Origin of the sequence: Mycolicibacter nonchromogenicus (assembly GCF_002101775.1) — a bacterium.
Classification (GTDB): Bacteria; Actinomycetota; Actinomycetes; order Mycobacteriales; family Mycobacteriaceae; genus Mycobacterium; species Mycobacterium nonchromogenicum.
Genome location: NZ_LQPI01000049.1, coordinates 52,374 through 64,728 on the forward strand (window position 1 = coordinate 52,374; position 12,355 = coordinate 64,728).

Consider the following 12,355-nt stretch of genomic DNA (forward strand, 5'->3'; position numbering starts at 1 on the left):
ACCAGCCGCAAGGCACCGGGGTTCTCGGGAACCGAGCAGCGGGCCCGTAACAGTGCGCATCACTCCCCCACCTGCGGCAATTCCTCGGCCGCGATCTCGCACGGAGTCTTGGGCGCGATGACCTCGGTCGGCTCAGCAGCCTCGTCGGCCTCGCTGTCGCCGTTGTCGGGTGCGGTCGATTCGGCTGCGGGCTCCGGCTCAGCATCGTCGACCGGCACGTCCGTCGTCGGGTCCTCGGAATCCGGCTCCGTGTCGGCTTCGGCCGGCTCGGAATCGTCGGGGTCTTCGGTGTCCGTGGGATCAGCGTCGTCGGTGTCCGTGGGATCAGCGTCGTCGTCAAACGGCTCGTCGAACGGTTGCCCGTCGCCGGGATTGCCCAGTGCATCGACAAGCCGAGGTATCAGCCCGCCCAAGCCCGTGAGTCCGCCCAACCCGCCGCCCGCGCTGCCGGGCAGGCCCCCCGACGGCAGCCCCAGGTCACTGGGCAGACCGAGGGCACCGGGCCGGTCCAGGTCACCCGGCAGATCATCGAGCGCTGCGGCGGGCGCCGGGTCGCCGCCGGTGCGCGTCGGGGGGACCGGCGCCACGGCGACCGGCTGAGCCGGCGGAACAGCACCGGAACCCGCCATCTGCGCAACGGGAAACGGCACACCGAGCCCCGCCCCGTCCGATTGACCCACCGGGCCGAGGTCCCCCGGAATCGCGAACACCACACCCACCCCGGGCTCGGCCGCCGCGACCGCGGCGCGGTAGGCCGCATCAATGCCGTCGCGCGCCTTGCGGACAGCCGCCACCCACTCGCCGCCGACGTCGTTGTCCACATAAGGCATCACCTGCTTGTCCACCACTTCGGCGGCACCCTCATCGGCGGCACCGGAGGTCACCGCGTGCGCGGCCGCCAGCCAGGAATGCCGGTGGGCGTCCACCCGCTCATCGACGGCCTTCACCGCGGCAACCTTGTCGTCCACCAGCCGCCACAGCTCATCGCGCAGCACGCCACAGGCCGTCGCAGCGGCGCGCAGCCCGGCGGTCAGCTGCGCCGCGGCATCGCGGTGCCGGAGCAGGAATTCCGCTGCGACATCAGCACCCGATCCGTGCCAGGCATGGTTCAACTCGATCAGTTGCTGCCGTTGCGTGCGCAGTACCTCATCAGCGACTGCGGCCAGCGCGGTGAGCGCGGCACAGTCGGCGTCGAGCGAGCGCAGGTCGAGGCCGGCTTCACCGTCGTAGTGGTCGGTGAGCTGACCGTCGTAGCCGGTGAGTTCCGGATGCCGGTATCCCCGCCGATGACAGGCCGACACGTAAGTCTGTGCGCGGGTGACCGCCTCGCGCCCCTCGGCCAGCCGTCCGGGCACGTCGTATCGCTGGGCCACGTCAGCCCAGCCGCTCGCCGGCAGCGGCCTCGGCCTGACTGTAACGAGCCAGGCCGACTCGCAGTGCTGCAGCGATCTCGGTGTTGGCCCGCGACCAGCGCGTCAACTCGGGCAGCCATGCCTGCAAACCACGACGCAGCGCCTCCCCCGCCCCGATATGGTCACGTCCGGCTGTGCCACCGTGGAAGGTCAACTCCCCCAACCGGATACGGGACGCCGAATCGATGGCCGCCGCGGCGGCGTCATAGTGGTCCGCCACCGATCGCAGCGCCGAGGCGTCGAGGTAGAGCTGTTGTCGTCCCATACGGGTATGACGCCGACAGCGCTGAACGGGTTCCCGGTTTCGCTGGGCTCAGCGCCGGGTGCGTACCGCGTCGGCGACGTCGCCGGCGATCCGGCGGGCCGTCTGCTCGTCGGACGCTTCCACCATCACCCGGACCAGCTGCTCGGTGCCCGACGGACGCAACAGGATCCGCCCGGTATCACCGAGCTCTTCGGTGGCACGCCGCACCGCATCCCGCACAGCGGGGCGGCCCACCGCCTCGGCCTTGTCCGTGACCTCGACATTGATCAGCACCTGCGGCAGCGTCCGCATAGCCGACGCCAGGCCGGCCAGCGAGGCGCGAGTCTGAGCCATTCGCGCCATCAGACGCAGGCCGGTGATGATGCCGTCACCGGTGGTGGCCACCTGGGGCAACACGATATGGCCGGACTGTTCGCCACCGAGAGTGAACCCGCCGGCCCGCAACTGCTCCAGGACATAGCGGTCGCCGACGTCGGTTGTGTGCACCGTGACCCCGGCCTCGCGCATGGCCAGGTGCAGCCCGAGATTGCTCATCACGGTTGCCACCAGGGTGTCGTCAACAAGTTCTCCGGCCTCGCGCATGGCCAGCGCCAGCACCACCATGATGGCGTCACCGTCGATCACGTTGCCGGCGGCGTCGACGGCCAGGCAGCGGTCGGCGTCCCCGTCGTGCGCCAGGCCCAGATCGGCGCCGTGGGCGAGCACCGCGTCGCGCAACGGTTCCAGGTGCGTGGAGCCGCAACCCTCGTTGATGTTGAGTCCATCGGGTTCGGCGTTGATCGTGATCACGGTGGCGCCGGCGGCCCGGTAGGCCCGCGGCGCCGCCTCCGATGCGGCGCCGTGCGCGCAGTCCACCACCACGGTCAGACCATCCAGCCGTGTGCGATTGGATTCGCCCAGGTGCCGCAGGTAGCAGTCCAGCGCATCCTTGGCGTCCACCACCCGGCCCAGCTCGGCGCCGATGGGGCGCAAGCCCGGTCCGGCGGCCACCAGGTCTTCGATCTGGTCCTCGGTGGCGTCGTCGAGTTTGTGTCCGCCGGGGCCGAAGAATTTGATGCCGTTGTCGGGCATCGGGTTGTGCGAGGCCGAGATCATCACACCGAAATCAGCCTCATAAGCGCTGGTCAGGTATGCCACGGCCGGAGTCGGCAGCACACCGGTGCGCAGCGCGTCGATGCCCTGGCTGGTGAGCCCGGCGATGACCGCGGCCTCCAGCATCTCGCCACTGGCCCGCGGGTCACGGCCGACCACTGCCACCCGGCGGCCGGTGCCGGTGGCCAGGCGCTGCGCCGCTGCGCCGCCCAGCGCGAGTGCCAGCTCGGCGGTGAGCTCGCGGTTGGCGACCCCGCGGACGCCGTCGGTGCCGAAAAGTCGACCCATAACTATCCTTTATCGCCGCGAGCGCGCGTTCGCCCGGCCCGACACGCCGGTGGCGGACCGGAAACACGCACCCTCAAAAGCAAGCCGGGGGCACCTTCCGCGTGCGGAAGGCGCCCCCAACTCGCTGCCAGAGTGCAATCGCAGATCAGCGCTTGCTGTACTGCGGAGCCTTGCGGGCCTTCTTGAGACCGTACTTCTTGCGCTCGGTGGCCCGAGGGTCACGAGTCAGGAAGCCGGCCTTCTTCAGCGCCGGACGGTCTTCGGGCTGGACCAGGATCAGCGCGCGGGCCAGGGCCAGTCGCAGCGCACCGGCCTGCCCGGAGGGGCCGCCACCGTCGAGGTGGGCGTAGACGTCGAAGTGGTCCACCCGGTCCACCGTGACCAGCGGAGCCTTGATCAGCTGCTGGTGCACCTTGTTCGGGAAGTAGTCCTCCAGGGTGCGTCCGTCCAGGTTGAACTTGCCGGTGCCGGGCACCAGGCGCACACGCACCACGGCCTCCTTGCGGCGGCCGACGGTCTGGATGGGACGGCCCAGGTCGTGCGGCTCGTAAACCGGCGCCGCCTCAGCGTGCACCTCTACGGTCTCGTCAACCACGGCGGCCTCGGCGGCCTCGGTACCTTCAATTGCCGTCTCGGTCATTGCGCCACCTGCTTGATTTCGAACGGGATCGGCTGCTGGGCGGCGTGCGGGTGCACCGGCCCGGCGTAGACGTGCAGCTTGCGCTGAATCTGACGCCCCAGCTTGGTGTGTGGGATCATCCCGAGGATCGCCTTCTCCACGACACGGTCGGGACGGGTCTCCATCAGCTCACCGATGCTGCGCTTGCGCAGCCCGCCCGGGTAGCCCGAGTGGCGGTAAGCCATCTTCTTCTGCAGTTTGTCGCCGCTGATGGCGACCTTGTCGGCGTTGATGATGATGACGAAGTCACCGCCGTCAACGTTCGGCGCGAACGTCGGCTTGTGCTTGCCGCGCAGCAGGGTTGCTGCCGCAACGGCGAGCCGGCCGAGCACCACGTCGGTGGCGTCGATGACATACCACGAACGTGTGGTGTCACCCGCCTTCGGCGCATAGGTGGGCACAGCGCTTACCTCTTCTTTTACTCGAGCCGGGGTTACCCGGTTCTGGCGGATCCCGGTGCGAGCCGGGTGCCGGTCAGGCGTGGACACGGGGAGATTCTCGGCGACCGACATTGACCCGAGAACCCGCTGTGCCAAGAGGCACCGCACGCCAACGGTGCAGCCTACCGGCGGTGATCGGGGCAGGTCAAAACGGCGATCACCGGCATGGGGGCCGGTGTGGCCCCGCCGACTGTCCACCGCCGGGGCCACACCGTGTTCGGGGGCGGCCTCTCCTACCTCCCCCAAGCTCCCGCAGCGCGCCGATCGGCATCCGCAACGTCGGCGGCGCCGTCACGCACGGCGCCGCCCAGGTCGAACAGGATTTGGTTCAGTGCGCTGACCGCGTGCTGCCATCGCAGCTGTTCAGCCTGGTAGGCGCCGGCCGCCTCCCGGGTCCAGACCTGCTGCAGGGGTGCGATCTGCGACCGCAACTCCTCCAGGACCCCGTTGAGCCGGGCGGCCGTGGAGTGGATCTCCTGACGGACGGCATATTCGATCTCGTCGAAGTTGTACGACAGTGCGGCGTCCATCTCCGGCCCCGCTCAGATTCCGTCGCCGGCGGCGGCGATGTGATGCGAGTGGGCCTGGGCGACCTCGCGCAGCGCCCGCTCGTTGTGGCGGATGGTCTCGGCGATACGTGCCAGCGCGTGGTGCAGCTTCAACGACTCGGCGTTCCAGCGGTCCACGACGTCCTGGAAGCGGGCGGCGGCCAGGCCCGACCACACCGACGGCGGCACGTCGCGCATCCGGCCGACGAACGCCTGCAGCATCCCCCGGATCTCCTCATTACGGGCGTCGGTGGCCGCCGCGACGGCAAGCATCACGTCGAAGTCGGCGCTGAGTGTGCTGGGTGTGCTCACATCTCCCCCATATCGGTCATCGGCTGATACGAGGTTCGACGGCGCCGAACCGTGTCCGGTTCCACTCGATGTCTCGCCCGACCGCGAGCGTGCGCGGATTCACGATTCTGCGCGGCTTGTCGTGGACAGACACGCACGCTCGCGGGGGGGGAACGGGGGGACGGGGGGAAGGCAGTTAGCCGACGGCGTGGGCGGAACGCACCGCCTGCTCGCACACCGCGCGCAGCGTCTCCTCGTCACCCGCTGCGCCCTGGCAGCCGATGCCGATCCGCACTGCGTGGTCGACGAGGACGGCCCAGTCGACGTGATGGCCGTCGCGAACCTCCCGATAGGTCACGGCGGGCCGACCCGCGCTGGTGCCGGCCGGATCGAAACCGGTGAACACGCCGGGCGTCGCCACCTCAGCGCGTTGCAGTGCTCGCTGCAACGGCTCCGCGACGGCGCTCAGGGTGTCGCCGACGGCCGGGGCCTGCGTGATGTGCAGCACCAGCGGCGGGTCGCTGGGCGAGAACACCTCCACCCGGGCCGACCCCGGCCCGTCGCTCACCCGTCGGGTTGCCCACCCCTGAGGAACCTGTACCGCGACGCGGCCCGCCACCAGATAGGTCGCGGCGGTCTCGGGCTCTGGCGGCGCGTCGGGACGCGCAAAGAGGGCGGTGGCCACCACTCCGCCGATCGCAACGGCCAGGCCAAAGCGCCTGCGGCGACCGGTGGGTGCCGGCCGGGCGACGGGCGGGGCGACGGTGCGTCGAATCGGCGGCAGCTGATCGAGCACGGCCACCCGGATTTCGGGGCGCAGCCGCTGCTCGATCAGCGTCGAGAGCGCCCCGGCCCCGCCGATCCCGGCCGCTGCGTCGATCACGACCGCCCCGGGATGACCCCGTACCGCAGCACGTATCCGGCGCGCCACGGCGTCGGCGACCTCGCCGGGAGCACCGATACGCGGCTCAGCGACGACATCGGCGCCGCCGCGGCGGCTGACCGCCACCAGGGCGGCGGCGATCTCCACGACGACCGCGGCGTGGCAGGTGTCCGCCAGCACCGTTGCTCGCGAGTGGACGATGACCTCACCGGTCAGCTCCCGCGCCGCCGCGGTCAGCAGCAGCACTCGTCGTTCCGGCCACCACGACGGATGGATCAACTCGATGGACTCGGCGGGCAGGTCGCAGGCCAGTACGTCGCGCAGCAGCTCCGGCATCGCGGCGGGTTGGCCGTCGACCAGTCCGACCGGGTCATCGATCCATTCGAGGGCCGCAGCGGCAGCGACGGATTCGCCACCACCGCAACATCGTCGGCGGATGGTTGCGGGACCGGTCTCGATCACCGCCCGATGCGGCCTCATGGTTCCCAGGCCACCTGGACCAGCCGCTCGCCTCCGGACCGGGTGACCAGGGTGCCGCGCCCCGGCGGCAGGGGCGTTGGGCGAACCGCGCCCCATGCGGTCTCCGCGGCACTGCCGGCCGGGCAGCTCATGGTCAGCGTCATGGCGTCCAGATCGGTCAGCGCGGTCAGCAACGGCTCGTACATCGACCGGGCCGCCCGCCCGCTACGGCAGGCCACGATCAGGTGCAGCCCGAGGTCCCCGGCGTGCGGCAGAAATTCGAGCAGTGGCGTCAGCGGATTGCCCGTGGCCCCGGCCACCAGGTCGTGGTCATCGACCACCACGTACAGCTGCGGCCCGAACCACCACGACCCGGCGCGCAGCTGTTGCGGGCCCAGATCTGCACCGGGCATCCGCCTGGTCAATTGGTCGATCAGCTCGGGCAACAGCGTCGTCAGCGCGGGCCGCGACATCGCGTAACCGGCCAGGTGCCCGGGCGGTACGACGTCGAGCAGGCCGCGCCGGTAGTCGACCACCAGCAGCTGGACCTGTGCGGCGGGGTGGGCCCGTACCAGCTCCCGGCACAGCGTGCGCAGCACTGAGGTCTTGCCGCATTCGCTGTCGCCCAGAACCAGCAGGTGCGACTGCCGCCCGAAGTCGAGGGCAACAACTTCAAGCCCGCGTTCGTCGATGCCCAACACCGGCAGGCCGGTGGGGTCGGCGGCCAATTCGGTCCGGTTCACGACCGTCGGCAATGGCTTGATCGGTGTTGCGACGGCACCCTCGGGGTGGCGCTTCGGTTCCCAGCCGTGCGGGCGGGCCAGCAGCATGTGCATGCCGTCGTGGGTCAGGCCGCGTCCCGGACGGTCCTGCGGCACCCGCTGGGCCTGGCGGCGGTCCAGTTCGGATTCGACCGGATCGCCCAGCCTCAGCTCGATACGGGTGCCGATCAGGTCGCGTAGCGCGGGCCGCACCTCGGCCCACCGCGCCGCCGCCACCATCACATGGACACCAAAGGACAGGCCACGGGCGGCCAGCGCGACGATCCGGGATTCCACCTCGAATTCGCGGCACAGGGCGGCCCATCCGTCGATCACCAGGAAGATGTCCGGGACCTGTTCGTCCGCGACATTGCCGGCTCGTTGAGCTTCGCGCCGCGCCACGATGGCCTCCATCTCGGCGATCAACCGCCGGACCAGATCCGGCTGCCCGGCCCCGGCGACCGCTCCGACATGCGGCAGGGTTCGGATCGCTGCGAGTTCCCCACCCCCGAAGTCCAAGCAGTAGAACGCCACCCGGGCCGGATCGTGGGTGGCGCACAGCGCGGCGATCAGGGTGTGCAGCGCGGTCGACTTGCCGGATCGGGGGGCGCCCACCACGGCGACGTTTCCGCCGGCGCCGTCCAGCCGGACCGACAGGGTGGTGCGTCGTTGTTCGAAGGGACGATCCACGACTCCGATCGGAACCGTCAGGTCGGCGTGGTCGGAGTCGAGCAGCGATGCCAGTGTTGGGGAGTCGTCGAGTGGCGCCAGCCAAATCCGTCGCGCCGCGGGGCCGTGTCCGGACAGTCGCTGCAGCATCGCTTCCAGCACGGTGCGCCCGCCCGGATCAGCCGCGTCCCGAACCGTTCCCTGTGCCGTGGCGGTGAACGGCAGTACTGCGACGGCCTCCGGCCGGGCGGCAGGGCACGGCCCGGAGACATATGCTGTCTGGAATCTGCGCACCGTGCCGTCGGCGGTCCGCAAGTACCCCACTCCGGGAACGTTGGGCAGTTCGTGAGCGTCGGTGGTCCCCAGCACGATCCGGGACTCTGCTGCCGACATCGTCTTGAGACACACCCGGTAAGACAGGTGCGATTCCAGGCCTCGCAACCTTCCCTCCTCGAGCCGCTGGCTGGCCAGCAGCAGATGCAGTCCCAGTGATCGGCCCAGCCGGCCGATGGCGACGAAGGTGTCCAAGAGATCGGGGTGCTGGTGAAGAAGTTCGGAGAACTCGTCGACGATCACCACCAGTGCGGGCAGCGGCGGCAGGTGCGGTTGCGCGGCGCGGCGCTGCCGGTATGCGGCGATGCTGGCCGCCCCGGCGACGCGCAGCACCTGCTGGCGCCGTTGCATCTCACCGGCCAGGGCATCACGCATCCGTTCCACCAGCGGGGCCTCCTCGCCGAGGTTGGTGATGACCGCACAGACATGGCGGACCTGCTCGAAGCCGAGAAAGGTTGCGCCGCCCTTGAAGTCGACCAGCGCCAGATTCAGGTCCTCCGGCGAATGCCGCGCCGTCATGCCCAGCACCAGGGTGCGCAGGAATTCCGACTTGCCCGAGCCGGTGGCGCCGACACACAGTCCGTGCGGCCCGCTGCCCCGCTCGGCGGCCTCGTTGATGTCCAACCGCACCGGGTCTCCCCGGCCATCGGTGCCGATCGGCACGCACAGCCGCTGCGTGGATGTCTTCGCCCACTCGGCCGGCGGGTCGAAGCCGTCAATTCCGATCTCCAACAGGTCCGCCCATGAACGCACCCCGCCTGCGACCGGTGTGTGTGCGGCCAGTCGCCGCGCGCACACCACCGCGTCAGCAAGGGACAGAAAGTCCGGCCGGCCGAGGTGGTCTTCGCCGTCACGCAACGCCGTGGCGGTCACCCGCAGGCGGCGCTCCTCACCCGCCGCACCCAGCTGCGCCACCCGCACGCCGGTCGCGTCGTCACTGATCACCACGGCCCTCTGCCCGGTCAGGCTCGTCTCGGCGGCGGCGAAGTCAGGGTAGGTCAGTCGCAGCGGCCCGCCGGCGTCGGCGGCTGAGGGATGCTGATGGTGCGGCAGCCATTTCAACCACTCCCAGTCGCCCGCGTGCCGGCCGGCCACGGCTGCGATCAGCAGGGCATCGGGGCCGTGCAGCACGGCGAGCTGACAGATCAGCGCGCGCGCCAGACCGCGCGCCGCTGCGGCATCGCCGACCAGCAGCAGTGGCGACGGTCCCAGCACCATCCGCGCGACAGGGACATCGGGCACCACAGCGTGGGTGTCCAGGAAGCGGCGCAGCGCAGCATCGGTGACCGGATCGCTGCACCGCATCGGATCTCGCGACGGTGCCACCAGTCGGCGCACGGGCGCGACCGGCCCGATCCCCACCCGCACCGAACCGAACTCGGGGTCACCGGGTCGGCGCTCCCACATGCGGGGGCCACCGACCAACATCCACAGGGCGCCGGGCTCCGGGTGACACCACTGTGTGGCTGCGCGCTGGGTCGTTGCGCTGTCGGACACGGACTCCCGCAACGCGGCCAGATAGGCCAGATAGTTGTCGCGGTCGTCATCGATGTGGTTGCCACGGACGTGGTTTCGCCCGGCAAGCACGGCTGCCACCGCCGAGGCGAGCATCATCAGTGGGAACAGTGCGAACAGCGGGCTGCGAGTTCCTGAGGAGCCGGAGCGGAAGGCCACCGTGGTCGCGGCGAGCATCGCGACCGCCATGACGGCCGGCAGCAACCGGGTCACACTCACCCGCGCCTCGGAGTCCGGAACCGGCGGCGGCGCTGCGACAGCAATATCGCCCGGGGGTGGCATCGCGATCGGTGCGGGGCCGGTCATCGGCACACCGTAGGCAGCGCCGATTCGGCCGGCAAGTCAGCTGTGGATGAGCGAAAACCTCTCGCCTGAAAGCTCGATAGCGTGCGAGCGACGAAGCTGAAAGGGGAATTCGCCGTGTCGATTCCGGATTCCGGGCTGTGCCGGGTTGCGGTACACGCCGACACCGCGCACGTGGATCTGGCGCTGCCGTCCCGGGTGCCGGTGGCGACCCTGCTCGCGGCCGTCCTGGACCTGATGCCGCATCAGTCCGCCTCTGGCCCGCCGCGCCCCTATTACCTGTCCGAGCCGGGTAGAGCTGCATTGGACGCAACGAAAAGCCTGTCTCAGCAAGGCATCCGCGATGGCTGCACCCTGGTGTTGACCCATGCCGAATGCCCGGATCCGAAGGTGGTGTTCGATGATCCGGCCGAACTGGTGGCCACGGCGGTGCGGTCCACCCAGCGCCCCTGGAGCCCGGTGGCGCGGCGGCTCGCGGCCGCGCTGACAGCATCCGGGTTGGCGGCAGTGGCCGGGTTCGTTGCGATTCCCGGCGGACCCGGGGCCCCCAGCGCGCTGTTGGCGGCCGCGGCGGCGGGGACGGTGGCCCTGATGGCAGTCCCGCCAACCGGTTGCGGCGCGACGCTGCGCACCACGCTGTGCTTCCTGGCCGGGTTGGCGGTACTGGGGGCGGTCGTGGGAATGGCCGTCGCGGCAACCGGAATCGCACTGTCTCGGGTAGGGGCTGTGGCGGTTGTCGCCGGAGTCGCCATGACCCGTGGCGCCGGTCGACTGGCGGGCGCGGTCAGCGGGCTGTTCCGCCGGGCGGACCCCGTGCCGTCGCAGGTGGGCGAGGCACATGACCTGTTGACGGGATGGGTGGCGGCGGCTGCGGCCCTGGTGGCCGTCGGTGCCGGCGCGACGATCACCGCAGCGCCGGGCGCCGGGGCGCCCGCCATGGTGTGCGCGGTGTTCGCAGCGACCGCCGGCACCGCGGTGGTGCTGCGGTCGCGCTCACACACCGATGGCCTGCAGATCGCTGCGCTGGTCGCCGGCGGCACGGCCACGGTGGCGATCGGCCTGCTGGGTGCGGCGGGCAACACGACCGCACGCTGGCCTGCTGTGCTGGCCGTGGCGCTGGTCGCGGCGGCGCTGGCCCTGGGTTTCACGGCGCCGACGGCGTCCCCGCTGATCCGGCGCAGCGCCGAGATCGTGGAGAGTTTGGCGCTCGGATCGCTGGCGCCGCTGGCGTGCTGGGTGTGCGGGTTCTACAGCCTTGCCCGCGGGCTGAGCCTGGGCTGATCGTGTCGCGCACCCGGATTGTCCGGCTGGTGGCGGCCGCCACGCTTGCGGCGGCCACCGGTGCACCGCCGGCCAACGCGGTCGCGCCGCCGCCGATCGACCGCACGCTGCTGCCCGCCCAGGCGCCGCCCGCGCCGGTACGCCCCACGGTGCAGCGTGCGGTGTGCGCGGTCGGATCGTTGTCCTCGGGTGGGCTCGGCACCCAGCTCGACGGGCTGGACCTGGCCGCGGCCTGGGCGCTGACCCGCGGCGACGGCCAACGGATTGCGGTGATCGACACCGGTGTTGCACCGCACCGGCGGCTGCCGGGTCTGATCGGCGGCGGCGACTACGTCTCCAGTGGCGACGGCACCCGGGACTGCGACGGGCACGGCACCTTGGTCGCCGGAATCATCGCGGCCGCACCGGATCCCGCGGCCGACCGGTTCAGCGGCGTAGCGCCGGCAGCCACCGTGATCGGTATCCGCGCATCCAGTGCCAGGTTCGCCGCACTGGGTGATGCTGCCGGAATCGGCGATGTCGAGGTTTTGGCCAAAGCGGTGCGTACCGCGGCCGACCTGGGCGCGTCGGTCATCAACATCTCCGCGGTGGCCTGCCGGCCGGCACGTTCCGGACTCGACGACCGGGCCCTGGGCGCTGCCCTGGCCTATGCGGTCGAGGTCAAGAACAGCGTCGTCGTCGCGGCGGCGGGCAACACCGACGAGGGTTGCGGCACAGACGGATCCACCATCGTCACTCCAGCCTGGTACGACGATTACGTGTTGACCGTCGGCTCGGTGGATGGCCGCGGCGTCGCCTCGGCATTCACCCTGCCCGGACCGTGGGTCGATGTGGCCGCTCCCGGTGAGGCGGTGTTCTCGTTGAGCACCGTCGGCGACGGGATGGCCGATTCGCTCGACGGCTCGGCGCTGCGCGGCACCAGTTTCGCCGCGCCGGTGGTCAGCGGTGTGGCGGCGCTGATTCGCGCCCGATTCCCGCAGTGGACCCCGCGGCAGGTGATGGACCGGATCACGGCCACCGCCCACCATCCACCGGGTGGCCGTGATGATGTCGTCGGCGCCGGTGTGGTGGACCCGTTGGCGGCGCTCACCTTTGAGGTCGCCACCTCCCGCGAACGGACTGCCCCGCCCCCGGTC

At 70.8% G+C, this 12,355-nt stretch carries 11 protein-coding genes; 2 read left to right on the forward strand and 9 right to left on the reverse strand.

The features are described from left to right. Positions 1-59 precede the first annotated feature (59 nt). From AWC18_RS14055 to eccCb, 9 genes are all read right to left on the reverse strand, one after another. Positions 60-1,373: a hypothetical protein gene (locus AWC18_RS14055; protein ID WP_085139139.1), complete on the reverse strand. Its 1,314-nt coding sequence runs from the start codon at positions 1,371-1,373 to the stop codon at positions 60-62. 1 nt (position 1,374) lies between these two features. Next, positions 1,375-1,677, reverse strand: a complete 303-nt coding sequence (locus AWC18_RS14060) for a type VII secretion target (protein ID WP_085139140.1) — start codon at positions 1,675-1,677, stop codon at positions 1,375-1,377. A gap of 48 nt (positions 1,678-1,725) precedes the next feature. Next, a complete protein-coding gene (gene glmM, locus AWC18_RS14065; protein ID WP_085139141.1) occupies positions 1,726-3,057 on the reverse strand; it encodes a phosphoglucosamine mutase in 1,332 nt (443 codons plus the stop codon). Between the two features lie 145 nt (positions 3,058-3,202). Next, the gene (gene rpsI, locus AWC18_RS14070) at positions 3,203-3,697 is read right to left on the reverse strand and encodes a 30S ribosomal protein S9 (RefSeq protein WP_109560091.1); all 495 of its coding nucleotides are present in this window, start codon (positions 3,695-3,697) and stop codon (positions 3,203-3,205) included. Then, entirely contained in the window at positions 3,694-4,137 is a 444-nt protein-coding gene (gene rplM, locus AWC18_RS14075; RefSeq protein ID WP_064996378.1) for a 50S ribosomal protein L13, read from the reverse strand. Before rplM ends, rpsI begins: the two co-directional genes overlap by 4 nt. Positions 4,138-4,409: 272 nt before the next feature. Beyond that, positions 4,410-4,706, reverse strand: coding sequence for a WXG100 family type VII secretion target (locus AWC18_RS14080; RefSeq protein WP_085139142.1), 297 nt, complete (start codon positions 4,704-4,706; stop codon positions 4,410-4,412). Positions 4,707-4,718: 12 nt separating this feature from the next. Next, a complete protein-coding gene (locus AWC18_RS14085; protein ID WP_085139143.1) occupies positions 4,719-5,036 on the reverse strand; it encodes a WXG100 family type VII secretion target in 318 nt (105 codons plus the stop codon). Between the two features lie 175 nt (positions 5,037-5,211). Beyond that, positions 5,212-6,378 (reverse strand): type VII secretion-associated protein, encoded by a 1,167-nt coding sequence (locus AWC18_RS14090; protein WP_085139144.1) that lies wholly within the window; start codon positions 6,376-6,378, stop codon positions 5,212-5,214. After that, positions 6,375-9,941: a type VII secretion protein EccCb gene (eccCb, locus tag AWC18_RS14095; RefSeq protein WP_085139145.1), complete on the reverse strand. Its 3,567-nt coding sequence runs from the start codon at positions 9,939-9,941 to the stop codon at positions 6,375-6,377. The genes AWC18_RS14090 and eccCb overlap by 4 nt, the downstream gene beginning before the upstream one ends. 114 nt (positions 9,942-10,055) lie before the next feature. Between eccCb and AWC18_RS22035 the strand changes: the two genes are divergently transcribed. Together AWC18_RS22035 and mycP are read left to right on the forward strand one after the other, a co-directional pair. Continuing rightward, positions 10,056-11,219 carry an EsaB/YukD family protein gene (locus AWC18_RS22035; protein WP_234806530.1) on the forward strand — a complete coding sequence of 388 codons (1,164 nt, stop codon included), beginning with the start codon at positions 10,056-10,058 and terminating at the stop codon, positions 11,217-11,219. Next, positions 11,216-12,355 (forward strand): type VII secretion-associated serine protease mycosin (gene mycP / locus AWC18_RS14105; protein ID WP_272937695.1); only part of this gene is annotated, 1,140 nt, incomplete at its 3' end. The genes AWC18_RS22035 and mycP, both read left to right, overlap by 4 nt.

Coding starts and splice junctions, on each gene's coding strand:
- AWC18_RS14060 (WP_085139140.1), bottom strand. CDS start 1,677: ATGGGACGACAACAGCTCTACCTCGACGCCTCGGCGCTGCGATCGGTG.
- AWC18_RS14090 (WP_085139144.1), bottom strand. CDS start 6,378: ATGAGGCCGCATCGGGCGGTGATCGAGACCGGTCCCGCAACCATCCGC.
- rpsI (WP_109560091.1), bottom strand. CDS start 3,697: ATGACCGAGACGGCAATTGAAGGTACCGAGGCCGCCGAGGCCGCCGTG.
- eccCb (WP_085139145.1), bottom strand. CDS start 9,941: ATGACCGGCCCCGCACCGATCGCGATGCCACCCCCGGGCGATATTGCT.
- glmM (WP_085139141.1), bottom strand. CDS start 3,057: ATGGGTCGACTTTTCGGCACCGACGGCGTCCGCGGGGTCGCCAACCGC.
- AWC18_RS14080 (WP_085139142.1), bottom strand. CDS start 4,706: ATGGACGCCGCACTGTCGTACAACTTCGACGAGATCGAATATGCCGTC.